This window comes from Paenibacillus sp. FSL K6-2862, from assembly GCF_038005125.1.
Lineage (GTDB): Bacteria > Bacillota > Bacilli > Paenibacillales > Paenibacillaceae > Paenibacillus > Paenibacillus illinoisensis_A.
The window spans coordinates 4,182,951-4,209,259 of record NZ_JBBOSN010000001.1 but is presented as its reverse complement, the minus strand read 5'-3'; the positions used below and the strand labels follow the sequence as shown (position 1 = coordinate 4,209,259).

The window sequence follows — 26,309 nt, the reverse complement described above, 5'->3', positions numbered from 1 at the left end:
GGGCTTATTTGGCTGTCGGGCACCATGAAATATGCAAACACCCAACAAATATGCTAAAGTTTCCTTATGAACATATGATATGTTCATCATTTCGGAATTCCATGCGACTACATAAATGAGCATTGGTTCACACAGGCTACATGAATACAAACAGAGGAGTTCCTTTGTTGAGGAGAAGGAGTGAGTGCACATGGAAAAGGATAAGTTAGGCGCAGGCTGGAATTTGGACAATAGTTACGCCCGGCTGCCGCAGACCTTTTATACGAGTCAGGGTGCAGTACCGGTACAGTCACCTGAGCTTGTCATCTTTAATGAAACCCTTGCGGCCAGCCTCGGACTGAATGCTGAAACGCTGAACAGCAAGGAAGGGGCAGCAATTTTTGCAGGCAATGAAATTCCGCCTGGAGCCGAGCCTCTGGCCCAAGCTTACGCAGGCCATCAATTTGGCAATTTCAACATGCTTGGTGATGGACGGGCATTGCTGCTGGGTGAACAGATTACGCCACGTGGCGAGAGGGTGGACATTCAGCTCAAAGGTTCGGGCAGAACGCCATACTCCCGTGGAGGAGATGGTCGGGCGGCGATCGGACCGATGCTGCGTGAATATATTATCAGCGAAGCCATGGAAGCACTGGGTATCCCTACAACGAGAAGTTTGGCGGTCGTGACGACTGGAGAAAGCATTATTCGTGAAACGGAACGACCGGGTGCCATATTAACCCGAGTCGCTTCAAGTCACATCCGCGTGGCAACCTTTCAGTATGCAGCTAGATGGGGAACAGTAGACGAACTGAGAGCACTGGCGGACTATACGCTGGAACGGCATTTTCCTGACATTCCTTTGGATCATAACCGTTACTTGAACTTCCTCCGGGAAGTCATCAAACGACAGGCTTCACTGATAGCCAAATGGCAGAATGTTGGACTTATCCACGGCGTCATGAATACGGACAATATGGCCATCGGGGGAGAAACGATTGATTACGGGCCTTGTGCTTTTATGGATGCTTATAATCCAGCAACAGTCTTTAGTTCAATCGATACGCAAGGCCGCTATGCCTACGGCAATCAACCCTATATTGCGGGCTGGAATCTGGCTCGTCTTGCGGAGACATTACTGCCGCTGCTGCATGAACATGAAGATGTGGCCATACAGATTGCACAGGATGCCATTTCCCAATTTTCGGAGCAGTATCATCTAGAATGGTTATCCGGCATGCGTGCCAAGCTGGGATTATTGACAGAAGAGGACGAAGATGAAACGCTGATGAAAGATTTTCTGGAACTGATGGAAAAGCAATCGGCGGACTTCACGAATACGTTTTTAGCTTTAACTTTTGATAAGTGGGAGAACTCGAATCTGAACGAAGCACCGGAATTTGCGGAATGGAACGAACGCTGGAAAGCCAGACTGGGCCGGCAGTCTGGATCAAAAGAGGCTGTAGAGCGATTGATGAAGAGCAGCAATCCTGCAATCATCCCACGGAATCATAGAGTGGAAGAGGCGCTTGAACGGGCAGAGAATGATGGGGATTATAGCGTAATGAATCAGCTGCTAGCCGTTCTCCGGGAACCTTACGCACATACACCGGAACAGGAAGAATACGCCACATTGCCGACGACCTGTGATCCATCTTATCGGACATTTTGCGGAACCTGATGGGGAGTGCAGATTCAGCCTTCAGTTTGAAAATTTTCAGATTGAAAATACAATCATAAGTTGCAATAGGTACCTTGTGAGTACAAGCAACCTGGTGATCACGAAGAAGCTGCCACCGGCAGCTTTTTCATGATCATGTCATGGGGAAGAAATTTAATGAATTACAGGTGGTGAGCTGCCATGTCAGATGTTTTAACGAAACAGGAATTAGTAGTAAAACTGCTTGAACTGTTATCCCAAACAGACTTTGACCAAGAACAGAGCAATACATATGTTAACCGTCTATTAGACCCGTTCAAATGGGAAGGCGTGCCTTATGTTGAAATGGAAAATGGAACCTATATTGTCACCATCTATGAACGTGGAATGCCCATGTTGGAGAAAAAGTTGAAGCAGACCGAGATGGTTATCTACTGGCTGCTGGAGGATATTATTTTTACCACGGTGCATGTGGAGATGTTGAAAAAGTACGACGTAGATAATATCAACACTCATTTGAAATACACGAGCGAAGTGATACAGGAAATGGACCGCAACGTTACGAACGCTTTTCAGCAATTGGGAGAACCCTATGTACACTGGCATCAAACCGGTAAACGCCATGAACTGGAGAGCATGCAGCCTAGGGGAAGGGATGAAGGGCATGAGTAATCAAGATATTCATGATGTATGGTATGATTATGCATTGAAGTTTGTAGACAAAAAGAACAAACAAGAACAGGGATGGTCGGGATTAACATCCGAGGAGCAGGAAATTGCAGCCCTATGGCTGTTGGAAGTAGACGTATATAACGGTGGGTTCATTCAATTTTTCTGCAATTGGGGAGAAGAAGCATATCTTCATGTTTTGCGGGCATTACATACGATTGGTGCGAACCAGGTGCTGGGCAATATTCAGGAGCAGTATCGCTTGATCGAGCATTTGGCGGATGATGAAAGGCTGACAGCATTATGGGACATTCCCCGTTTACTCACGACAGAAGAGGAACTGAGGTTGGATACTCTGGATCAGCGTTTGTGGGATAATGAGGATCAGATTGCGGAGAAGGCGTATACGTATTATCATAGGAAGCTGATTATAGAGGCATAGTATAAAAGAGCAGTGTCTCTTTTTGCTGTACGTTGAGCAGATTGAATACAGGCTCTTGCAATGGGTTGAACGTTCGGCTATACTGGCTATAATCTAATACATGAATTACGTTGATGGAGCGCAGTAGCGGCTTTGTCCCTGTTACAGAAAGTCAGGGGTTGATGGAACCTGATACATACAAGGGCTGCGAATTACACTCTGGAGTACTTGGGTAATGCCAAGCGGAATGGGCAAACGATATATTGCCAAAAGCGGTATGGATGATGCGTAAGCATCTGTTCATGCAAGTTGGGTGGTACCACGGTTATGATAATCGTCCCTATGTCTAATGAAGACAAGGAGGCGATTTTTTTGTGTCCAAAAAAGCTGCTTCCATCTGTATTTTTGACCATTAACGTAGTCCATGACTGAAGAACGATTAGAAGAGAAAGGGGTTGTTTGGGTTGAATATTATTGATGAACTTGAATGGCGTGACGCCATAAACCAACAGACGGATGCGGAGGGGCTGCGTGAGCTGACCGAAACCAAGTCGATCTCCTTGTACTGTGGGGTTGACCCAACTGGAGACAGTATGCACATCGGTCACCTGATTCCGTTCATGATGCTGAAACGTTTTCAACTTGCGGGACATCGTCCAGTGATCCTGATTGGGGGAGCAACGGGTACAATTGGTGACCCAAGTGGACGTCAATCCGAGCGTTCGCTGCAAACACTGGAACAGGTCCAAGAAAATGTCAATAAGCTGACAGCACAGATGAAAAAGCTGTTTGTAACCGAAGGCGACAACCAGGTTCGCATGGTGAACAACTACGACTGGACACATCAAATTAACGTCATCGAGTTTTTGCGTGATTACGGGAAAAACTTCAATCTTAACACGATGCTGGCAAAAGATGTCGTGGCGAGCAGACTGGAAGGCGGAATCTCGTTCACCGAGTTTTCCTACCAGATCCTGCAGTCTCTGGATTACCATCATCTGTTCCAAAACGAGGATGTGCAGCTGCAAATCGGTGGCTCCGATCAATGGGGGAATATCACGAGTGGTCTGGACCTCATCCGCAAGAAAGAAGGATCTGAAGCAAGAGCTTACGGGCTGACAATCCCTCTGATGCTCAAAGCCGATGGTACAAAATTCGGTAAAACTGCGGGCGGTGCGATCTGGTTGGATCCGGACAAAACGACACCATTCGAATTCTACCAGTTCTGGGCGAATACGGATGATCGCGATGTCATCAAATACCTGAAATACTTCACCTTCCTTAGCAAAGAGGAAATTGAAGCTTTGGCTGAAAAGGTAGAGACCGAGCCGCACAAACGTGAAGCACAGAAGGCACTCGCCGAAGAAATGACAAAATTCGTTCACGGCGATGAGATGCTGGAGCAAGCTAAACGCATTACCGCTGCGCTCTTCAGTGGAGATATCCGCTCCCTGACAGCCGATGAGATCGAGCAGGGCTTCAAGGAAATGCCTACGTTTGAAACAGACGGCGAAGCCAAAAACATCGTGGACTGGCTGGTGGATCTGGGCCTTGAGCCATCCAAACGCCAAGCGCGTGAGGATGTCACCAAAGGTGCGATCTCTATGAACGGAGAGAAGATTACAGAGCTGGAATTTACAGTGTCTGCGGAGCATGCGATTGGTGGCAAGTTCATCATTATTCGTAAAGGCAAAAAGAACTACAGCCTTGTGAAATTGAAGTAGGAACGTACCGTATCACGAATATCTTGGGAAGAACAACGTAAGGTTAAATTCCCAGGATATTCATCATTCTCAAGGTGAACAAAAGGGCCGTCTCCACTAATGTCAATGACATTAGGGAGACGGCCCTTTAACAAATCATCCGCAAATAATTGATTTGATTATTGATTCACAATGGCTGTAATCTCTTCGTCCAGATCAAGTCTGACGTTTTCACGGTAAGCCCGGATGTTGTATTCGCTGTGCAGGTAGCGCAGGATCGCTTCTATCATGTTGGATTCAACCAAGTATTGACTACGGCCTTGAATCCAGACTTCAGCGGAGTATCCCGTATCTTCTTCCCAGCTCAGTTCAACATTGACATCAGTCGGGCGCACACCTTTGCGTTCAGCCATGTGAAGACAGATTGCATTAACAATCTCATCCATGCTTAGAACCATAATGATTAGTACCGTCCGTTTCTGTTGCGGTCATCATCATCACGATCATTGCGGCGGTCATAGCGACCATCTGCAGCCGGTTTACGGCGATTTGCAATTGCTCTGAAGAGTGCCATTGCCAGCATAACGATCAGCATGATCGCAGCCACGTTTACAAGCAATCCAAGGATGTTACCAAGAGCTCCCATGCCACCGAACAATCCGCCGAACATCATACCGGCCAGACCACCCAGCATCATGCCTTTCATGAATCCGCCGCCACCGCCGAAGAATCCGCCACGGTTCGTTGCAGCTGCGCCTGTACCTGAGTTGTTGTTCGAGTTGGACTGACTCACATTGTTGTCGGATTTCTTAGGTGTGTTGGTATAACTCTTTGTGCCTGATTTGAAACCGCCACCACGTCTTGCGTCAGCAGAATCCGGATTTGCTACGCCAACTGTTGCGAACAACAGAGTGAAAGCCATAAAAACCATCATCAGATGTTTAATTCCAAATTTTTTCTTCATTGTAAAGATCGTAACCCCCCGATTAAATTGTGTGATCAACCCTAAAAATGGGCCTTACTCATGTAATACGGTCTAAAAGCAGGAACGTTTCAAATTTTTATTAATTTTCCGAAATAATCGGACAAGGGTCCTGAATGGCTGCCTGACCATCCAGCAGCTGAGTCACCCAGTTGCACCATTCCAGGCCGGTCTGGGCATTCATTAATCCCTTTTGAACCAAAATGTAGCTCCCAAATTCCCGGCTGCCTACGCGGAGGTTATCCTGAGGGATGCGGGACTTCAGATCCTCGAAATACCGGATGCGCTCCATAAACCAGTTTTTGCGCTCATTCAGAATGCGTCTCATGCTTCCATCTTCGGCGATCCCGACACACAAAATACGCAAATTGAATTCGTCACGCGTTACCGGAGCGGTAACAGGAGTAATCATCCAGCCGAGCAGTTTCTCGATACCTTTTTCCGTGACTGCATACATTTTTTTGTCCGGTTTGTCAGACTGTTGCACCCAGCGGGAAGATAATAGTTCATCATTTTCCATCTTGGACAGGAGCGGGTAGATCTGACTGTGTTTGGCTTGCCAATGAGGCTGGATCTTCAGCATCAGATCGTAACCAGACGACTCCTCGCGGGTAAGCAGCCCGAGCAATCCGTAGGAAAGTATGTTCATGCACATGTCTCCTTAATATTAGGGCTGGGCCAGTGAAAACAATGGATATTGTCATCAATGACCGCTTTCATAAAAGTGTACACTGAAACTGTATGGTTTGACAACCTGACAGCATAACTGCCTCAATTTAGACAAAAAAAGAGTGCGGACCTTGAGGTCCGCACCCAAACCATTTAGAGAGATGCCTGTTACTCGTACCCTTCAACTACAAGCTCAAGCTGGCCTGTAGAGGAATCGATAATCATGCCGTGAACGGGTACTCCCTGTGGAAACAGGGGATGATTTTTGATGACTCCTACAGTATGTTTTACCCCTTCATCCACACTGTTAAACCCTCGAAGCCAATTGTTCAAATTGATTCCGGAGTTGTCCAGAGCATTTATGACTTCCTTGGATACACCGCGGTCAAGCATGTGGCCAATCATTGTGTCTGCTTGCAAAGAGGCCATACCGCACTCGGTGTGACCGACAACAACAACTTCGTCTGCCCCGAGCTCATAAATAGCTACAAGCACGCTTCGCATAACAGAACCGAAAGGTTGAGAGATAATGGCGCCTGCCGTTTTAAGGATTTTAACCTCACCATTCTTCAAATTCATCGCTTTGGGCAGCAGTTCCACCAGACGGGTGTCCATACATGTGATAATTGCCATTTTTTTAGTTGGAAACTTACCAGCCGTATACTTTTCGTATTCTTTTGTCTCGACAAATGATTTGTTGTACGCCAAAATCTCTTGAATGTTGTTCATGTCCATTGCCTCCTGTTATCCAATACGATGAGCACGGCTGCTTGCATCGATATGCAGCTTGTCCTAAGCCCTGCTCTTAATTATACCACGGTCAGCAAACGGCACGATATCTTATAAATAAGAATCATGCCATTTACCTCTGTTAAAAGTTGATTATACGCATTGCAAAAAGTATCATCAATAGGGAGTCTAAACTTTTTTTGGAGAGGTGAACGATAACAATGGAAGAACAAACCCTGAAACATCTGGAATCATTCCTTAATTTGGCCAGCAAAATCAAAAGTTATCACGAAGCCATTGGTTTGCTTCATTGGGATCTGCGCACTGGTGCGCCGAAGAAAGGCGTTCCGACTCGTTCGGAAACCATCGGCATGTTATCTACCGAAGCGTTCAAGCTTCAAACTTCGGATGAGATGAAAACCTATTTGGACACGCTGACAAAACCAGAGGTGTTGAATCAACTGGATGATATAAATCGCCGTCTGGTATTGGAATGCAAAAAGGAATACGATCGGAGCCAATCCGTCCCGCCTGAGAAGGTTCAAGCATATACGGTGCTCACGGCCAAATCGGAAACCGCATGGGAAGATGCGAAGCATAATAGCGATTTTGAAGGCTTTTCCCAATATTTGACAGAGATCGTGAAACTCAAACAGGAGTTCATCGACTACTGGGGTGTGAAAGACACACGCTATGATACGCTGCTTGATATGTACGAGCCGGATCTGACCGTAGAGAAAGTAGATGCGGTATTTGCCCGGTTGAAAGCACGTTTGGTGCCGCTGCAGGAAAAGATCAATGCTTCCGAAAACAAGCCGAATACGGAGTTCTTAAACCAGCTGTTTGATACGGATCAACAGGAAAAATTCAGTTTGTTCATTTTGGGACAGATGGGTTATGACTTTGATGCCGGAAGACTGGATGAGAGTGTTCATCCGTTCGCGACAGGACTTAACCCGGGGGATGTGCGAATCACGACGAATTACTTGCAGGATGATGTGACGAGCGCGGTATTCAGTTCTTTGCACGAAGGCGGACACGCTCTATATGAGCAAAATATTGACGAAAGTCTGGCAGGTACCCTTCTGGCTGAAGGAACGTCGATGGGTATTCATGAATCCCAGTCCCGTCTCTGGGAAAATATGATTGGTCGCAGCCGTCCGTTCTGGACTCGCTATTATCAAGACTTGCAGCAGCATTTTCCGCAATTGAGCGAAGTGGCTCTGGAAGATTTCTACCGTGCAATCAACCGCGTCGAAAGTTCCCTGATTCGAATTGAAGCAGACGAGCTGACGTATAATCTGCATATTATCATCCGTTATGAGATTGAGAAAATGCTGTTCAATGAGGGACTGGAAGTTAAGGATTTGCCGGAAACCTGGAACGCGAAGTACAAAGAATATCTCGGGATTGTTCCTCCAAACGATGGTGTAGGTGTGCTTCAGGATGTTCACTGGTCCGGTGGTGATTTTGGTTATTTCGCATCGTATTCACTTGGCAATATGTATGCCGCTCAGATTCTACATACGCTGCGCCAGGAACTGCCGGAGTTTGACGCTTATATTGCTGAAGGCAATCTGATACCGATCAAGGAATGGTTAACGGACAAGATTTATCGTTACGGCAAGAGCCGTACGCCTTCCGAATTGATTCTCGCTGTGACAGGTGAGGAGCTGAACCCGGATTATCTGGCCGACTATCTGGAAGCAAAATATACCGAGATTTATAAACTGTAGTTTTTAATCTCATAACACGAAGCTGGTACTAGAGAGAGCCGGGCATATGCCCGGCTCTTTTTTTGGTGTGCAAGTTCTTAACCTTTTGATGGGCAGCGGCATATTCATAGTAGAGAGAAACTGCTGAAACCAGCGAAGGAGGGAAACAGCATGAAATACACGCCCTGGTTCATCCGTGCCATCGTTATATTGCTGATTATCATTGTGGCGCTCACGAGCTGCAACCAAGAGAAAAACGAAGCGAAAATTACGATTGGCGAGGTGACGCGTTCGGTATTTTACGCACCGGAGTATGTAGCCGTAGCCCAAGGTTTTTTTGAAGAAGAGGGACTGGAGGTCGAGATCCAGACAACGGCGGGTGGCGACAAAACGATGGCTGCCTTGCTCGCGGGCTCTGTGGATATTGCCCTGGTCGGAGCAGAGACATCTATCTACGTCTATCAGCAGGGAGCGGAAGATCCGGTCATTAACTTTGCTCAGCTAACCCAAACAGACGGAACATTTTTGTTTGCACGGAGTGCAGAAGGCAGCTTTGATTGGGATCAGCTGAACCAAAGTACATTTCTCGGGCAACGCAAAGGCGGGATGCCGCAGATGGCTGGAGAATTCACGTTGAACAAACATGGCATTGATCCGCAGAATGATCTGGAATTGATCCAAAATGTTGATTTTGCCAACATTGCTTCTGCATTTGCGTCGGGTACAGGAGATTATGTACAGCTGTTTGAACCACAGGCGTCCATCTTTGAACAGGAAGGCCGAGGGAAGGTCGTTGCATCGTTTGGAACGGAGAGTGGACATTTGCCCTATACGGTGTTCATGACGAAACAAAGCTACATCAACGACAACAAGGAAATTGTCCAGAAATTTACGAACGGGCTGCACAAAGCACAGGTCTGGGTAGATTCTCATTCGGCTGAAGAGATTGCCGATGTCATCCTCCCTTACTTTAAAGACATCGATCAAACCATTCTCGTAAGTAGTATTAATCGCTATAAGGAACAGGGGACATATGCAACAGATCCGATTATTGACGATGAAGAATGGAACAATCTGCTGGACGTCATGAGTGCAGCTGGAGAACTCGAACAACGAGTGGATTCCAAAGCGATTGTCGATAACACCTATGCGGAACAAGCAGCATCTGTGAAGTAACAGGCTTTCAGGAAAGGAAGTGATCGCCATGCCTGAATCCGATACGGTGATTAGACTGGAAGGAATTTCGCAAGTGTATGTCAATGAGCGTGAAGCCTCATTGGTCATCGAAGACCTGAGCCTTCAGGTTAAACAAGGAGAATTTGTCAGTCTCGTTGGTCCTAGCGGGTGTGGCAAAACGACATTGTTGTCCATCATCGCCGGGCTGCTCACGCCGACCTCGGGAGAGGTGAAGGTTAAAGGGAAACTGGTTGAAGGTCCTTCTGCCCAGATTGGCTACATGCTGCAGCAGGACTATCTGTTTCCATGGCGTACCATTTTGGACAATGCACTGATCGGACTTGAATTGACGGGCAGGCTGGATGAACGGAGTCGTAAACGAACAAGCGAGCTGCTTGCAGAGATGGGCCTTGCTGGAACAGAGAATTTATATCCTTCCGAACTATCTGGTGGCATGAGGCAGCGTGTCGCGCTCGTGCGGACGCTGGCAACCGATCCATCCTTGCTGCTTCTGGATGAGCCGTTCTCTGCGCTGGACTATCAGACCAAGCTGCAGCTGGAGGATCTGGTGTCAGATACGCTCAAGGAAACAGGAAAAACCTCGGTGCTGGTCACACATGACCTGTCCGAAGCGATTGCAGTGAGTGACCGCGTTATTGTGCTGGATCGCAATCCTGGACGAATTCGGAAAGAGTTTATCATTCCTGAAGCCATTCGGAAATCCCAGCCATTCTTTGCAAGGGAGCAGGAAGGTTTTAATGAGCTTTTTCAGGCGTTATGGAGCGAACTGGAACAGTCCGGAGGAGGTGAGAAGAACGGGTGAATCAGACGAGAGAGAAGCAGGAAATGCGCCGTGAAGAATGGATGCAGAAGCTGCACCAGGGCCACATGAAGCAGGTTGCTGAGTGGCGCCGCAAGGTACTTGCGGTTCAGCTGTCCCTGCTGGTCTGCATGTTTTTGTTATGGGAGCTGGCGGGCAGGCTGCGCTGGATTGATGTCCTGCTGTTCAGCTATCCGAGCAAAGTTTTTGCCCAGATCGGCAAGGACATCGCCAGTGGTGAACTTTGGATCCATGTCGCAGTCACCGTTGGGGAGACGGCAGTTGGCTTTTTGCTGGGGACGCTTGTCGGAACGCTGCTTGCGGTCCTGATCTGGTGGTCTCCTTTTTTGTCCAAAGTGCTTGATCCCTATATGGTTGTATTCAACAGCATGCCAAAGGTTGCACTCGGCCCCATCTTCATCGTCATGTTCGGAGCAGGCTTTACGGCTATTGTCATGACTACGTTGTCCATTACGGTGATCATTACGACCCTGGTTGTGTACAACAGTTTCAACGAAGTGGACAGCAATTATATCAAGGTCATTCGTACGTTCGGTGGCGACCGGTCGGAGATCTTTACCAAAGTTGTCCTGCCGGCTTCGTTTCCCGCGATTGTCTCTACATTGAAAGTCAATGTGGGCATGGCCTGGGTCGGTGTAATTGTGGGTGAGTTTCTGGTGGCCAAACAGGGGCTCGGGTATTTAATTATATACGGATTTCAGGTCTTCAATTTTACCCTGGTATTATCGAGCCTGCTTATTATCGCAGCCGTAGCTACAGCGATGTATCAGCTTGTGGTGTATGTGGAGCGAAAACTGCTGGCAGGACGCAGGTAGTGCCACGAAAAAAGTTAAAAGATATTGCTAGATCGTGTTATGTATACAATTTCACAAGGGGTGTCACGTTGCCCGCTAACCCAAAATCAAGTACCATACTAATACGAATATTCCGTGAAGTCCTTCATGTATGCGGAGATTGGAGATTAGCCTTATATGGCTTCCTCCCGCATGAAATCAAAATTGCCAGCGTCCCACATCCGGGACGCGATGTTGTGACCGGCATGCATGGGCATGTCGGTTGATGCCGTTTATTGATTCTGATGTGACTGCATAGGTCTATGCATCCCTTTAAAAGTTTCTTTTTTTGTAAAACTGGAAATGGTTTGCCTCAGGGTGTGTAATACTACGTATTGCAGAACCAGGCTAACGCAGATTTGTTAGAGGTATGAAGCAGGACATGCATTCATCCGGATGGGACGAAGAGCTGGCTTGGACATATAAGCAGCTTAGAGGAGAGGTAATGAGAAATGGGTTTTAGAGTAATAAAAACCGCAATTGCTGCACTGATGGCTGTGCTGATTGCGGACTGGTGCGGCTTGCCCGGGCCAACATCGGCAGGTTTGCTAGCCATTCTGGGTGTCGATGTTACGAGAAAAAGAAGCATTCGCACGATCTCGGCGCGATTCTTTGCTTCTGTGGTAGGTCTTTTGTTCGCAAGTGTACTTTTTCACTTTCTAGGCTTTCATTATTGGGTTCTAGCCGTGTACATACTGATTGCGTTTCCGGTAATTGTTCGGGCCGGATTCAAGGAAGGCATTGTGACGGGGTCTGTCGTGGTCTTTCGTGTCTTCAGTGGCGGGGAGATGGACGTTCAAGTCATTTTGGTGCAAATCGGGTTGCTGCTGATTGGTCTGGGATCTGCGATGGTCGTTAATCTGGCATATATGCCAGCAGCGGACCCGCAAATGCTTCAGATTCGCAAAAGGATTGACGAACTATTCTCCGTGATCTTCAAGGAGTTTGCTGCGACTCTTCGTAATCCGAATGAGGTCTGGGCAGGGAAGGAAATGATCGAAGCGGACAAGGCTGTTCTTGGAGGCATTGAAGCAGCCAAGCGTTCACTGGAGAATCAGGTCATTCATCCGAACGAAGAATGGAGCGTATACTTTTACATGCGAAAAACGCAGCTGGACTCCATTCAGCATATGATGCATCTGGTATCCCAAATTTATCAGAAGATGCCACACGCCGAAATGGTGTCGGAGCTGTTTGACCAGCTCAGTCAGGATGTGCTCACGGAGTCTTACACTGGACGAACTGAAAAACTTCTCGCAAATGTGCAGGAAGAATTCAGACGAATGGAGCTGCCAGATACAAGGGAAGAATTCGAGATTCGTTCTGCGATTCTCCAGCTGTGCCGGGAACTCGCGCTGTATCTGAAAATTGCGAAAAAGGACAAAGCGCCGTCGCCGATTACGGACCGGTCCCAATCTACAAACGAATAATAGAAAATAGTTGTCACCCTAGACGGATGCCCTGCATACACTTGTAGTGAATGATTGTATGGAGGAGGTTTAAAGATGTCATTGAGTCATAAACATCAATGTAGAGAGATAATCACGAAGGCGATCTGCGGCAAAGGTCGTAAGTTCTCTACCGTAACACATACCGTGACTCCGCCTAATGGTCCGACCAGTATTTTGGGGGCTTGGATTATCAACCACCAATATGAAGCCGTATCAGCGGGGGACGGAATTGAAGTTATTGGTACTTACGATATCAACATTTGGTATTCCTATGACAAAAATTCGCAGACAGATGTAGCCAAAGAAACGGTGTCGTATGTAGAACATGTGCCTTTGTCTTACGTGGATCCGAAACACCGGGCTTCCACAGTAGAGGTATCTGCGGATGCAACGCAGGAACCAAGCTGTGTGGAAGCCACTGTATCCGCAGGCGGAGGCAGCGTAATTATCCGGGTAGAACGGGAATTCGCTGTTGAACTGGTTGCCGAAACCAAAGTATGCGTGAAGGTATGCACAGATGGTTGCGGAGACTACGAAGACAAGGATTATGACTTTGGCAGCACGGATGAAGATTATGATGATCTTGATCCGGACCTGCTTGACGAGGAACTGTAATTTCTTCGTCTCTTGTATCCTTAGCTAAGGTATTATATGCGCCGCAAGCGGCAGTGAAGAGGGCGCAAGCCCTCTTTTTTCTTTTTGGGCGATGGAAAGGAGGGACCGAATGAATGTAATGGAAGAGGCAGAGCAAGCGGTTAGACGTTACGAACGCATGTCGGCGGGAGAACGGGCAGGACGATTGGAGCGAGCCGGCATTGAAGTGCTTGCTTCACGTGACAGGCAAAAAAGGGAGCCTGGCCTGAGAGTACGTTACGATGTAGAGATATGCTGCCTGTACGCACTTCGGATTAAACGGCGGGATACAAGCGGCATGGGCGGTGCACAGGATAGCGTACTGGACCGGGAAGCGGCTTCTACATTGTTCAAACGAATCGAGCGGCTTGCTGTTAAAACCTTATATACCCTTGGACTCGATCACGGCGCTGTACGGCTGGAAGCTTCGGGAAAAAAAGGGTGCACTGTTGTTTCGATTGACCCGCGTCCGTGGAAGGGCATGACAGATCTATCTGTCATGTACCGGGAAGGCTGGAAGCAGCTGCAGTCACAACTGGATGAGGAAAGTCAGAACAAAGTAACGCCCGTGCTTGGAATGGACCCGGAGTTTCTACTCGTGCAGATGCCGGAGTCCAAAATTATACCTGCCTCTAGGTTTCTCGGACGCACGGGAATGGTAGGCTGTGATTCCGTGACTATCGGGGGGAGGCGAATCTATCCGGTTGCTGAACTTCGTCCTGCCCCCAGTTCGGAACCGCGAGAGCTGCTAACTCATTTACTTAGAGCTTTCGACCTGGCATCCCGCAGCATAACCGACCACTCGCTTATTTGGCAGGCTGGGGGAATGCCGCAGCGTGGATTGCCGCTCGGGGGACATGTCCATTTCAGCGGAGTGACGCTTAACGGGGATTTGCTGCGTGTGCTTGACAATTATCTGGCCCTGCCGCTTGCGTTTCTGCAGGACCCGCGAGGTTCGGGCAGGCGTCCAAGGTACGGATCGCTGGGTGATTTTCGACTGAAGCATTATGGTGGATTCGAATATCGAACACTGCCCAGCTTCCTGATCTCTCCACTTGTTGCCAAAGGAGTGGTCGCTCTCGCAGGTCTTATTGCCGCCTCCTACACCAGTCTTCCTCTTCGTCCTTTGATGAATACAACAGTGCATGCTGCCTTTTACGAAGGAGACAGGGAACGAATGAAAGAGTACATTCCAGCGCTTCTGGACGATCTGGTCGGCTTGGAGGACTACGCAAGATATGAAAAGTATGCTGCTCCGCTCATACGTCACCTGAGAGAAGGGAAAACGTGGGATGAGAGCCGGGACATTCGCAAAGTCTGGAATATTCGTGCAGGTTCATGAAGAGTAGATGTTTTTTTGTTATAATAGAAAGCAAGTCAATTTTGGATCTGATTACAGCTATGGAAGACATGCAGACACTGGTCATTGAAGGAAGCGGCAGATGGCCGAAACATGAGGCGGAGGCACGAAGATGTGCCTGACCGCCTTATTGTTCCTTCTAGGGCAGGGACTCTTCCTGACAACATAGGAACGGATGGAGGATATTCATGGCTCAGTATACGCCAATGATTCAACAATATTTGCAAGTGAAGGCGGAAGCGCAAGACGCTTTTCTTTTTTTTAGATTAGGTGATTTCTATGAGATGTTCTTCGATGATGCTGTCAATGCAGCACGTGAGCTCGAAATTACGCTGACTGCACGCGCAGGCGGTGGGGAAGAGAAAATTCCGATGTGCGGTGTGCCTTATCATTCGGCGGACAATTACATACAGCGTCTGATTGAAAAAGGATACAAGGTTGCCATCTGTGAGCAGATGGAAGATCCAACCGTAACAAAAGGCATGGTACGCCGGGAGATTGTACGTGTCATCACGCCTGGAACGGTGATGGAAGGCAAGACTCTTGGGGACAAATCCAACAATTATATGGTCTGCCTGACAGGAAACCAAAATACACTGGCGCTGGCAGCATGTGACCTGTCAACGGGTGAATTGTACGTGACGTCCGTGCCATATTCCAAGGAATGGCTGAAAGACGAGATCGGCATCTACGAACCTTCCGAATTAGTCGGTGATGCGACTCTTCTCGATACCGTCGCTGCACAGTCATCACCAATCGGGAGACCTGTTGTATACACGCCTTGGACCAAAAGCAAGGAAGATCTCGTTCGGCAACAATTCGGTGAAGCTGCATGGGCAAGACTCGAGCCTGAACGTCAGGTTTGTGTTGCGAGACTGTTCTCTTATCTGAGTGAAACGCAGAAACGTTCTCTGGGGCAATTGACACAAATCTCGACTTACGAGCCGGATCACTTCATGATTCTGGATCCATTCACCAGACGTAATCTGGAACTTGTGGAAACGGTTCGCGAGCGTTCCAAAAAAGGCTCGTTGCTCTGGCTGCTGGACAGAACGGAGACATCCATGGGTGCGCGGATGCTGCGGCGGTGGGTGGATAAACCCTTACTGCAAAAAGGGAAAATTAATGAGCGACTTGAAGCAGTGGACACGCTATACAATCAGTTTATTTTGCGTGAGGATTTGCGTGCTGAACTGAAGGACATTTACGATCTGGAACGACTGGTGGGGCGGATTGCCTTCGGAAATGCCAATGGGCGTGATCTGAATGCACTCAAACTATCGTTGGATAAAATACCTGGACTGCGCCAGTATTGTGCAGAGTCTTCTTCTACCACGCTTCAGAATATTGCGGAGATGATGGATGACTGTAGTGACTTAAGGGATGCCATCGGGCGTGCCATTGTGGACGAGCCTCCGGTTTCCGTAAGGGATGGAGGATTAATCCGGGAAGGTTACCATGAACGACTGGACGAACTAAGGGAAGCATCGGTGAATGGAAAACAGTGGATCGCTGAATTGGAAGCAAAAGAACGTGAAGCTACGGGCATCCGCTCCCTTAAAATTGGCTACAACAAGGTGTTTGGCTATTATATCGAAATTACCAAGTCCAATCTGGCCTCCTTGCCGGAAGGCCGTTATGAGCGAAAACAGACGTTGGCCAATGCAGAACGTTACATTACGCCGGAGCTTAAGGAAAAGGAAACATTGATTCTCGAAGCACAGGACAAGATGGTCGATATTGAATACGGATTGTTTGCTGAGCTGAGGGATCGGTTGAATCAGGAAATTGCAAGACTGCAAAAACTGGCTGAACAGGTTGCGGAGATCGATGTGTATCAATCCTTCGCAGTAATCAGTGCAGAGCGGAATTTTGTGAGACCAACACTGACAGATGGTTATGACTTTGTTGTGGAACAAGGACGTCATCCCGTGGTGGAGGCTGTTATGCGAGATGGTGCCTTTATCGCCAACCACACGGCAATGAAAAAGGAAGAAGCACGGATTCTTCTGATTACTGGTCCGAATATGGCCGGGAAAAGTACGTATATGCGACAAGTTGCCCTGATCTCAATCATGGCACAGATCGGTTGCTTTGTACCTGCAGGTCAGGCTGAGGTACCCATCATGGATCGCATCTTCACACGAATTGGGGCAGCAGACGATCTGATTGGCGGTCAAAGTACGTTTATGGTGGAAATGGCGGATATCCAGGTAATGACCGACAAAGCAACGCCGCGGAGCCTGATCATTATTGATGAATTGGGCCGGGGCACGTCAACAAGCGAGGGGATGGCCATTGCCCAATCCGTCATTGAGTATGTACACGACATTATAGGCTGTAAAGCACTCGTATCGACGCATTTTCATGAACTGGCTCACCTGGAAGAAAGTCTGGATAAGCTGGCGAACTACTCCATGGCCGTGCAGGAGAGCGGGGACAAAGTAAACTTCTTACGTAAATTGATTCCGGGTGCTGCCAGCAGCAGTTATGGTATATACTGCGCACGACTTGCCGGTCTGCCGGATAGTATCATTGAACGAGCGAATGGTTTACTGCACGGCTTCGAACATGCGGCCGCACAGGTGGCGGTCGGCAGTGAGTTTGCCGGGAAGGAAAGCCGCATTTCGGGATCGGACTACAATAATACACTTGGAACGGAAAATGCCAAAAGTGTCACAGTAGTACGCGAGGAAGCTGTAGTTTCGGTACCTAATACGGTGACATACATGGAGAGAGAGCCGTCCAAGGAGCAAGGCAATAAGAACAAGGCTGGTTCCAAACAACAGGACGTTGTCCAACTGTCGATATTCGGTGATGATGAGCCCAGCGTGGGAAGCATGCCCGATGCTGTGGTTGCAGTGGATAAACCAGCGCGAGATTTTATACGCAACATGAAAGACATTGATGTTATGAATATGACGCCTCTGCAGGCGATGCAAATATTGAACGAGCTTAAGTTAAAGGCACAGCAATTATCCTGATATGATGGGAGGGGAAACCTGTGGCGAAAATACATGTCCTTGACGAACATATTGCCAACCAGATTGCAGCAGGTGAAGTGGTTGAACGGCCTGCTTCGGTTGTAAAGGAATTACTGGAGAATTCTGTGGATGCTGGGGCTACCAAAATTGAAGTTTCCGTTGAAGAGGGCGGATTGCTCAGTATTCGTGTGAAAGACAACGGTTCAGGCATTGAGCCCGAGGATCTGGAAACAGCATTCTATCGTCATGCAACAAGCAAAATTACGCACGGCCGTGATCTCTTCCAGATCACAAGTCTTGGTTTTCGGGGAGAGGCTCTGCCGAGTATCGCGGCTGTCTCCAAGGTCGAAGTGCTAACGGCTAGCGGAGACGACGGCCGGGGACGCCGGATTGTGATTGAGGGTGGTAAACTGTGTACACATGAGGATGCTACTTCACCTCAAGGGACAGAGTTTGTTGTCAAAGAATTATTTTATAATACTCCTGCCCGCCTGAAATATATGAAAACCATCCAAACCGAGTTGGGACATATCTCGGATGTGCTGTACCGGATGGCCATGTCTCATCCGCATATTTCCTTTACGCTGCGGCATAATGCCAATGTGCTGCTGCAAACGCTCGGAAACGGCGACCTGCTTCAGGTGGTGGCAGCAATCTATGGTACGAGTGCAGCCAAAGCCATGCTGCCTATCCAGGGCGAGAATCTGGATTATCGGGTAAGTGGATTAGTCAGTCTTCCGGAATGGACTCGGGCCAATCGGGGCGGCATGTCAACGATTGTGAACGGTCGATTTATTCGCAATTATGGTCTTAATCAGGCCATTCTTAAAGCGTATCACACGCTACTGCCGATCAATCGATTCCCGCTTGTTGTGGTGCAGCTTGAGATGCATCCTTCACTCGTAGATGTAAACGTGCATCCGGCAAAACTGGAAGTTCGGTTCAGCAAGGAAGCCGAGTTGTACGAATTTATTGAAACGACAGTACGGGGAATACTGCGGCAGGAAGTGCTTATACCTCAAGTGACCAAACAGCAGATCAGACGTGGGAACGACAGTTCATTTATACAGGAACAGTTTCTGTTTCCGCGAGGACCATACAAGGATGAGCCAGCGATAGAAGATGATAGTGCACAGTCCAAAAAGAATAACACCGTTGTGCCAGGAAACACGGCCATGGAAGAGGACGATCTGGATGCCCCCGCTGATATTCAACCGGGACAGGCTGCGGAACTCTTTTCAGAGGTACCTCCCTTGCCGGACGCTCCACCGCCAGATCAGCTCAACCCGATAAATCCGTTTCAAGCACTTGTTGTTGATGAGCGGGTTCAGGCAGATGAACGCGAGGTGCCAACTCAGGACACAGCTCCGACATATCGACCAACCAACATGAATGCTCCAGTTAGAGAAAACCGGCCATCCTATCAAGCTTCTAATCGTTCCAATATGGAGCGCAGCTGGAAGGGTTCAGGTTTACCTGATACTGCGAAGCTGGCAGCAGCGGTGAAGTCGGATGCAACGATGCCGGCGTTTCCTGAGCTCAGCCTGATTGGTCAGCATCACGGTACGTATCTGATTGCCCAGAATGAAGACGGCCTCTATCTGATTGATCAGCATGCCGCTCATGAGCGGGTGAATTATGAATATTATTATGAAAAATTTGGAAATCCGGCTCAAGCTTCACAGGAGCTCTTACTGCCGATCACGCTGGAATTTACACCCTCAGAGACGGAAAAACTCAAGTCCAGGCTGGCCTGGTTTGAACAGGCTGGGGTCTATCTGGAGCATTTCGGTGGACAGACGTTTCGTGTACGCTCCCATCCGTTCTGGTTTCCCAAAGGGGATGAGAAGGATATTATTGAGGAAATGTCTGAATGGGTGCTCAGCGAGCGCAGCATTGATGTGGGGAAAATGCGGGAAGCTGCTTCCATCATGTGCTCCTGCAAAGCCTCGATTAAAGCCAATCAGAAGCTGACAGAACAGGAAGCAGAGACGCTAATTCAGCGACTCGGTTCCTGCAGGCAGCCTTACACTTGTCCACACGGGCGACCGATAGTGGTTTCATTTTCAACCTATGATCTGGAGAAGTTGTTCAAACGGGTCATGTAGCTGTTTAGGAGGAAGTTATGTATATTACAACCGGTGATACAGAGGCGCCTTCGCTTGTGGAACGCGCGCGCAAGCTCGCGGAAAAGACGGGGGGTACCTATGTGCCGCGCAATAAAAAGTCTTTGCCCAAGCTGATTGAACGTTATGGCGTTAACGAAATCCTGGTTGTGCTTCAAGGCAAGGCACGCTTGTATCGTAAGAATGCACCGCAGCTTGAATTTCATCCAAGCATGGGATTTGTACGCGCGAAGCGTGTATTGCGGGGAGAGCCCGATCCTATGCTGGAAGCGGGAGCTGTACTTGAAGGAGATACCATCATTGATTGTACAGCCGGATTAGGTACGGATGCACTGGTATTCTCCGTCGCAGCAGGTAAGCAGGGGCGGGTTATTGCTTGTGAGAGCTCTCCGCAGCTCTATACACTGTTGGTTGAGGGGATGTCCTATTACGAGAGTAATCAGCCCGAAATCGATGAAGCCTTTCGCAGAATTGAATTAAGACATGCTAATCATCTGGATCTTCTTCGTTCGATGCCGGATCGAAGCTGCGACACAGTCTACTTCGACCCCATGTTCCGCGAGCCGATGATGGATTCAAGTGCGATTCAGCCCTTGCGGGATTATGCAAACTCCCATGCACTGGATATTCAAAGTATCATGGAGGCCAAACGGGTAGCCCGCAAGCGGGTTGTGATGAAAGAAAAGCGCGGCAGCGCGGAGTTTATGAGGCTCGGATTCGAGGTGCTGGATCGCGCCAATGCAAAAACACTGTACGGAGTGATAAATGTTGAAAGCGGAAGTTAAACCTAAACTGCTTGTACTGGTTGGACCGACAGCAGTAGGCAAAACAAGGATGAGTATCGAGCTCGCACAAGCGTTTAATTGCGAAATTATTTCGGGAGATTCGATGCAGGTCTATCGTGAAATGGATATCGGGACGGCCAAGATTACCCGTGAAGAGATGAAGGGAGTGCCCCACCATCTCATTGATATCCATGAACCGGAATATCCATATTCGGTTGCGGAATTTCAGGAGAGCTGCACCCGGCTGATCAGTGAAATACAGGATCGCGGTAAGCTGCCCTTTATTGTTGGGGGAACCGGTCTGTATGTAGAGTCGGTCTGTTACGGATTTCAATTCTCGGAAAGCGGGTCGGATGACGCTTTTCGGGAGGAACAGTTCCGCTATGCAGAGTTACACGGTGCTCAGGCACTGCATGACAAGCTGAGGGAAATAGATCCAATTAGTGCGGATCGACTGCATGTGAACGACCAGCGGCGAATTGTTCGTGCTCTTGAGATTTACCACCTGACAGGGGAAAAGTTATCTGAACAACTGGCGTCGCAGAAGAAAGAATCCCCGTACGATCTGAGTATTATTGGTTTAACAATGGATCGTCAAAAGCTCTACGCAAGGGTTGAAGAACGTATTGACCTGATGATTGAGCAAGGTTTGGTAGAAGAAGTGAACTCACTGCTGGAACGCGGTGTGGCCAGAGGACATATCTCCATGCAGGGACTGGGTTACAAGGAAATTGCGGCCTATCTTCAAGGCGAAGTCAGCTGGGATGCTGCGGTCGAATGGCTGAAGAGGGATACCCGCCGATTTGCCAAACGCCAGCTTTCCTGGTTCCGGCATATGAAGGACATTGAATGGGTGGATATGACAGATACCGAAGATTTCGGAGGGAACTATGAGCGGGTATGTGCATTAATTCATCAAAAGTTTAAATGATTGCGAAACGTGTGAATAGGTCCCTTATGGGACGTTTGAACCTCTATCTCTTGATTTCAAAAAAGAGTAGAGGTTTTTTATTTTGAGTGCAAAACATAGAAAATAAATGAATCTAGTCAATAAAATGATTGTAAAAAAATAACAATATCATTAAGATGAAAACACATAACAACATGAGACATTGACGATGTGTTCAAATGCGAAAGGAGGAATCTGAATGGACTCAAGTGTGAGTGGAGGAACGAGCTTATATCTATTTTTTTCTGGATTATTCGGAATTGCCGTTACCATTCTGGGTCTTATTGCCCTAATTTGGGTCATTATCGTTCTGTACAATACCAATACATACCTGAAAATGCTGATTCATGATCGAAAAGAACGGCAGAAAATTCCGTTAACGAAAGCATTGGCGAACCCTTTGGTTGACCAGGAACGGCAGGAATAAAGCGCACTAAAACGATGGTTTTGTCCCTCTTTTGCATTTTAGACAAGCGGTGTATAATGGATAAGTCTTCTAACTGCACGTCAGATTGATTCCGAGATGCAAAATAGTAGACAAGGGGTTTTTGTGGATTATATGAAACTGTTCATGATATAATAGCACGAAAGCTACTCAGCGATATTGAATACTATCTTAAACACGAATTCAAATGAACCAATGGGGGTACGGCTAATGAACAAGTCCATCAACATCCAAGATACGTTCTTGAACCAACTGCGGAAAGAAAACATTCCTGCTACGGTCTATCTGACCAACGGCTTTCAAATCCGTGGAACGATCAAGGCATTTGACAATTTTACGATCGTCATTGACAGCGACGGACGCCAGCAAATGGTCTACAAGCACGCCATCTCCACGTTCACGCCGCAACGCAGCGTATCGCTGATGCAGCAGGATAACAGCGGCGAAGCTTAAAAAATTACGAAACCTTTTCTACAACCATTTCGTCTACAAGTATAGGAATTGAAGCAGAGCAACCTTAACAAGGGTTGTTCTTTTCATTCCGGGCAAAAAAGGGTTATGATAAGCATTAGCCTATACAGGCAAATAGAAATTGAGCAACCGAAAGGGAGTCAGGAGGTAACATGCCAAACGATCCGTTGTCGAGGTCTAACAATCGCAACAACAATAACAAGTCACCTAAGAAAGCGAAGCCTAAGACCTCTAAAAAGAAAAAAATTACGGGTAAACGCGTTGGGTGGACACTGTTTTTCACTATGGCAATCGCCATCTTTTGTGCACTAGGCGGGTATCTGTTCATCATGGTCAGTGGTGAGCGGCTGCTTACAGCCAATATGGACAAAACAACAATTAATGAGACATCGAAAGTATATGATCGCAATGGCCAATTAATGGGTGAGCTGTCGATTCAGAAGCTGGAACCAGTGGATGAAGATGAGATTCCCGAATTGGTAAAGGAAGCTTTTGTGGCAACAGAGGACAGACGATTCTATGAGCATCAGGGTGTGGATATCTGGTCCATCGGACGTGCAGCTGTAAAAGACATCATGGCCCGTTCCATGGTTGAGGGGGGAAGTACGCTAACCCAGCAGCTTGCGAAAAATATGTTCCTGTCCCGTGATAAAACATTCTTCCGGAAAGCGACGGAAGTATCCATTGCGATGGCTTTGGAGCGCAAGTACACAAAAGATGAGATTCTGACAATGTATCTGAACCGAATCTTTTTCGGTCATCAGCGTTATGGTATTAAGGCTGCATCCGAATTTTATTTTGGCAAGGATAAGCTTGAAGACCTTGATCTGTGGGAAATTGCTACGCTTGCAGCGATGCCTAAAGGGCCATCCGCCTATAACCCGCTGAGCAATCCGAACGATTCCAAAGCACGCCGCGGTGTGGTGCTGCAGCTGATGTACGAACAAGGCTACATTACGAAGGCAGAAATGGATGAAGCCAAAGCGGTGGATTATGATTATACACCACCGGAAAAAGAGCAAAAATATCAAGCCTTTATTGATTATGTTCTTCGTGAAGCAGAACGCGTAACAGGCAAAACAGAAGATGATCTGAACATCGGTGGATACAAGATTTATACAACCATGGATGCTCAGGCACAGACGGCCATGGAAAGTGCCTTCTCGGATGACAGTTTATTTGAAGAAAGCAAAGACGACCAGAAGGTTCAAGGATCCATGGTTATCATGAACCATGAAAATGGTAGTCTGGTTGCTCTCTTGGGTGGACGTGACTATCAAACGAAAGGGTACAGCCGGGTAACACAGAGCCGCAGACAACCGGGATCGGCATTCAAGCCCATCGTATCGTATGCCCCTGCACTGGAGTCTGGCGACTATAACGCCAATTCGCCGCTGAGCAATCAGAAGCAGTGCTTTGGCAATTATTGCCCGGGAAACTTGCATGGGTACTCTTCAACAATCAGTATGACAGAGGCCATCACGAAGTCGGAGAATATTCCTGCCGTGTGGCTGCTTGATAAAATAGGTGTAAATACTGGCGTGCAGTTTGCCAAGAGTGTAGGCATTCAGCTTACAGATGAGGATAAAAACCTCGCAATCGCTCTGGGTGGTCTGAGCAAAGGTACAAATACCCTTGAGATGGCACAAGCTTATAGTGCATTTGCCAACCTCGGTGAATATCAACAGGCTTACGCGATCAAGGAAATCAAAGACAGCTCGGATAAGTCCGTTTACAAACATGACAAGTCAGATACGACGCGTGTCATGAGTGAACAAAATGCATACGCATTGACACAGATGCTTCAAAACGTAGTTAATGATGGTACAGGACGTTCAGCAAGACTGGATCGTCCGGTAGCAGGTAAAACCGGTACGGTGCAGAGCGGCATCGCTGGCAACAGCGCAAACCGTGATGTATGGTTTGTTGGATATACACCTGAATGGACTGCTGCAGTCTGGATGGGATATGATAATCCGGACGCCACCCATATGCTCAAAAACAGCAGTAAGCTATCTGCTGCTTTCTTCGCCAAAGTCATGACCGATGCACTGAAGGGTGTACCTGTAAAGGACTTTGAAGCACCTAAAGGTGCACAGGCACCACCGCCGGAAGAAACACAACCGGAGCAGCCGCAATTATCGGTTAGTGGGTTAAGCGGGGCATATGACCCGAATTCTCAGACGGTTTCGCTTAACTGGACAGGAACAGGAGATGCGAATACTCAATATCGTATCTATCGGAAAGAGACGTCCGAAGCGCAATTCACCCATCTGATTGATTTGGTGGGATCGACTAGTGCACAGGATCTAAGTGCACTTCCAGGCCTGACATATGAGTATTATGTTACTGCCTTTGATTTGGCCTCTGGGCTTGAAACGGATCCGTCCAATACGATCTCACTTATGATTGAGGCGCAGGAGATCGAACCAGTGGAACCAGAACCGGGTACAGAGTCAGGAACGGATCCTGGAACGGAACAGCCTGGTACCGAGAATCCGGATAACGGTTCACCGGATAATGGGAACTCGGGTGAAAACAACGGTAACAATGGGAACAACGCTAATAACGGTAACAACGGAAATGGTAATGGAAACAATGGCAATAACGGTAATGGCAACGGTAATGGTAATAATGGAGGACCGGGACAAGGAAACGGCCAGTCTGGTGATGGAAATACATCCCCTGGAACGGGAACTACCGATCCTGGTGGGAACAATGATGGATCCGGCGATGGTTCGGTTACGACTCCTGGTGAAGTTGTTCCGCCGGATGCCGGAACAGAAAGCAACACAGGTGAAAATGATGGTTCGGTTGAAACACAGACCGGAAACGACGGTTAACTTTAACTAAATATCATTTAACGCAGCTCTTAACCTGCTTCCCGTATGATCGGTGAAGCAGGTTTTTTGTTTTAGACAGCGATATTTTAACTCATACATATCGATAAATTGGTGAGGCAAAGCTTAATTTTGAGTGTATAACTTAAATATGGTAAGCTGTAGCTATCGTAATACGTTGTGCAAAACTGATTCGTAAGTCATGGAATCGGTTGTGCGGACGTTATTCAGTGTTCACCAATATGAGAACAGGTCAAGGGCCTGTAGTCGGCAAAGAGGGGTTCGTATGAAACGGAAATTCGGGGACCGCGCGAACTGGCGCCGGATTACGAACCGACAATTTACATGCCGGTTCGTACAATCCAAAGTTTTTACAGGTTACATTACGTTGTATACCATACAGGATTTGAAAGAACCCTTGTGGAAAACCTACGGGGGGAGTACGTTTTGCATCGCAGATAAAGGGTATTCATGGCTGCAGTATTATCCGAAGGGAGAGCATTTCGTGGTGACAGCCATGTTTGACGATCAGGAACGGATCGTTGAATGGTACATTGATACCTGTCGAAGCCAGGGCATCACGGACCAGGGGGTTCCCTGGTTTGATGATCTCTATCTCGATGTAGTCGTCCTGAAAGATGGAGAGGTATTTTTACTGGATGAAGATGAGCTTGAGGACGCCCTCTCGCGTAAGCATATTACAACCGGCGATTATGATCTGGCTAACCGAACGGCCAAGGAATTGCTGCATGCTATTGACGCTCATGTGTTTCCTTATTTTCAACTATCATTGAAGCATCGGAAGACCTTGTTTGAGAACGGGGAGTTTCGCAAAAACGTTCAAATCTGAGTTTTGACAAGCAGAGAATTACTTCGCCATCCTTCTAA

General features: G+C 47.8%; 23 protein-coding genes and 1 other annotated feature. Of the genes, 19 read left to right on the top strand and 4 right to left on the bottom strand.

Annotation, left to right across the window (positions count from 1 at the left end):
• Nucleotides 1–190 precede the first annotated feature (190 nt).
• The 4 genes from MHB82_RS18835 to tyrS all read left to right on the top strand — a co-directional run bounded on the left by MHB82_RS18835 (nt 191) and on the right by tyrS (nt 4,453).
• The gene (locus tag MHB82_RS18835) at nt 191–1,660 is read left to right on the top strand and encodes a protein adenylyltransferase SelO (RefSeq protein ID WP_341175585.1); all 1,470 of its coding nucleotides are present in this window, start codon (nt 191–193) and stop codon (nt 1,658–1,660) included.
• Nucleotides 1,661–1,840: 180 nt separating this feature from the next.
• Nucleotides 1,841–2,311: an Imm63 family immunity protein gene (locus MHB82_RS18830; RefSeq protein WP_341175584.1), complete on the top strand. Its 471-nt coding sequence runs from the start codon at nt 1,841–1,843 to the stop codon at nt 2,309–2,311.
• Nucleotides 2,304–2,750 carry a DMP19 family protein gene (locus MHB82_RS18825; RefSeq protein WP_341175583.1) on the top strand — a complete coding sequence of 149 codons (447 nt, stop codon included), beginning with the start codon at nt 2,304–2,306 and terminating at the stop codon, nt 2,748–2,750. The genes MHB82_RS18830 and MHB82_RS18825 overlap by 8 nt, the downstream gene beginning before the upstream one ends.
• Nucleotides 2,751–2,851: 101 nt before the next feature.
• Nucleotides 2,852–3,074: a binding site (T-box leader), on the top strand.
• 119 nt (nt 3,075–3,193) lie between these two features.
• Entirely contained in the window at nt 3,194–4,453 is a 1,260-nt protein-coding gene (tyrS, locus tag MHB82_RS18820) for a tyrosine--tRNA ligase (protein ID WP_110823322.1), read from the top strand.
• A gap of 158 nt (nt 4,454–4,611) precedes the next feature.
• On the opposite strand, the gene MHB82_RS18815 is transcribed toward tyrS, so the two are convergent.
• The 4 genes from MHB82_RS18815 to MHB82_RS18800 form a co-directional block, all read right to left on the bottom strand.
• Nucleotides 4,612–4,890 (bottom strand): YxcD family protein, encoded by a 279-nt coding sequence (locus MHB82_RS18815; protein ID WP_095286418.1) that lies wholly within the window; start codon nt 4,888–4,890, stop codon nt 4,612–4,614.
• A gap of 5 nt (nt 4,891–4,895) precedes the next feature.
• Nucleotides 4,896–5,396, bottom strand: coding sequence for a hypothetical protein (locus MHB82_RS18810; protein ID WP_095357348.1), 501 nt, complete (start codon nt 5,394–5,396; stop codon nt 4,896–4,898).
• Between the two features lie 100 nt (nt 5,397–5,496).
• Nucleotides 5,497–6,063, bottom strand: coding sequence for a PadR family transcriptional regulator (locus MHB82_RS18805; RefSeq protein WP_095286420.1), 567 nt, complete (start codon nt 6,061–6,063; stop codon nt 5,497–5,499).
• A gap of 188 nt (nt 6,064–6,251) precedes the next feature.
• Nucleotides 6,252–6,812 carry a beta-class carbonic anhydrase gene (locus MHB82_RS18800; RefSeq protein WP_095357349.1) on the bottom strand — a complete coding sequence of 187 codons (561 nt, stop codon included), beginning with the start codon at nt 6,810–6,812 and terminating at the stop codon, nt 6,252–6,254.
• 221 nt (nt 6,813–7,033) lie between these two features.
• Here MHB82_RS18800 and MHB82_RS18795 point away from each other — a divergent pair, with 221 nt between their 5' ends.
• The 15 genes from MHB82_RS18795 to MHB82_RS18725 all read left to right on the top strand — a co-directional run bounded on the left by MHB82_RS18795 (nt 7,034) and on the right by MHB82_RS18725 (nt 26,271).
• Complete coding sequence (locus MHB82_RS18795; protein WP_341175582.1) at nt 7,034–8,548, top strand: carboxypeptidase M32; 1,515 nt, start codon at nt 7,034–7,036, stop codon at nt 8,546–8,548.
• Nucleotides 8,549–8,698: 150 nt separating this feature from the next.
• The gene (locus MHB82_RS18790) at nt 8,699–9,703 is read left to right on the top strand and encodes an ABC transporter substrate-binding protein (protein ID WP_341175581.1); all 1,005 of its coding nucleotides are present in this window, start codon (nt 8,699–8,701) and stop codon (nt 9,701–9,703) included.
• Between the two features lie 28 nt (nt 9,704–9,731).
• Nucleotides 9,732–10,526 (top strand): ABC transporter ATP-binding protein, encoded by a 795-nt coding sequence (locus MHB82_RS18785; protein WP_110823318.1) that lies wholly within the window; start codon nt 9,732–9,734, stop codon nt 10,524–10,526.
• 41 nt (nt 10,527–10,567) lie between these two features.
• Nucleotides 10,568–11,359, top strand: coding sequence for an ABC transporter permease (locus MHB82_RS18780; RefSeq protein WP_110823414.1), 792 nt, complete (start codon nt 10,568–10,570; stop codon nt 11,357–11,359).
• 470 nt (nt 11,360–11,829) lie between these two features.
• Nucleotides 11,830–12,807 carry an aromatic acid exporter family protein gene (locus tag MHB82_RS18775; RefSeq protein ID WP_095357353.1) on the top strand — a complete coding sequence of 326 codons (978 nt, stop codon included), beginning with the start codon at nt 11,830–11,832 and terminating at the stop codon, nt 12,805–12,807.
• Between the two features lie 75 nt (nt 12,808–12,882).
• On the top strand, nt 12,883–13,443 hold the full coding sequence (locus MHB82_RS18770) for an outer spore coat protein CotE (RefSeq protein ID WP_095357354.1): 561 nt from the start codon (nt 12,883–12,885) through the stop codon (nt 13,441–13,443).
• Between the two features lie 109 nt (nt 13,444–13,552).
• Nucleotides 13,553–14,803 (top strand): putative amidoligase domain-containing protein, encoded by a 1,251-nt coding sequence (locus MHB82_RS18765; RefSeq protein WP_341175580.1) that lies wholly within the window; start codon nt 13,553–13,555, stop codon nt 14,801–14,803.
• A gap of 206 nt (nt 14,804–15,009) precedes the next feature.
• Nucleotides 15,010–17,805 carry a DNA mismatch repair protein MutS gene (mutS, locus tag MHB82_RS18760; protein ID WP_341175579.1) on the top strand — a complete coding sequence of 932 codons (2,796 nt, stop codon included), beginning with the start codon at nt 15,010–15,012 and terminating at the stop codon, nt 17,803–17,805.
• A 20-nt stretch (nt 17,806–17,825) separates the two neighbouring features.
• Nucleotides 17,826–19,913 carry a DNA mismatch repair endonuclease MutL gene (mutL, locus tag MHB82_RS18755; RefSeq protein ID WP_341175578.1) on the top strand — a complete coding sequence of 696 codons (2,088 nt, stop codon included), beginning with the start codon at nt 17,826–17,828 and terminating at the stop codon, nt 19,911–19,913.
• Nucleotides 19,914–19,930: 17 nt separating this feature from the next.
• Nucleotides 19,931–20,716, top strand: coding sequence for a class I SAM-dependent methyltransferase (locus MHB82_RS18750; RefSeq protein ID WP_341175577.1), 786 nt, complete (start codon nt 19,931–19,933; stop codon nt 20,714–20,716).
• The gene (miaA, locus tag MHB82_RS18745) at nt 20,700–21,647 is read left to right on the top strand and encodes a tRNA (adenosine(37)-N6)-dimethylallyltransferase MiaA (RefSeq protein WP_445671266.1); all 948 of its coding nucleotides are present in this window, start codon (nt 20,700–20,702) and stop codon (nt 21,645–21,647) included. The genes MHB82_RS18750 and miaA overlap by 17 nt, the downstream gene beginning before the upstream one ends.
• A gap of 217 nt (nt 21,648–21,864) precedes the next feature.
• Nucleotides 21,865–22,092, top strand: a complete 228-nt coding sequence (locus tag MHB82_RS18740; RefSeq protein WP_341175575.1) for a hypothetical protein — start codon at nt 21,865–21,867, stop codon at nt 22,090–22,092.
• Nucleotides 22,093–22,320: 228 nt separating this feature from the next.
• A complete protein-coding gene (gene hfq, locus MHB82_RS18735) occupies nt 22,321–22,563 on the top strand; it encodes an RNA chaperone Hfq (RefSeq protein WP_017687918.1) in 243 nt (80 codons plus the stop codon).
• 170 nt (nt 22,564–22,733) lie between these two features.
• On the top strand, nt 22,734–25,424 hold the full coding sequence (locus tag MHB82_RS18730; protein WP_341175574.1) for a PBP1A family penicillin-binding protein: 2,691 nt from the start codon (nt 22,734–22,736) through the stop codon (nt 25,422–25,424).
• A 283-nt stretch (nt 25,425–25,707) separates the two neighbouring features.
• Nucleotides 25,708–26,271, top strand: coding sequence for a DUF402 domain-containing protein (locus MHB82_RS18725; RefSeq protein WP_095357360.1), 564 nt, complete (start codon nt 25,708–25,710; stop codon nt 26,269–26,271).
• Nucleotides 26,272–26,309: the final 38 nt, after the last annotated feature.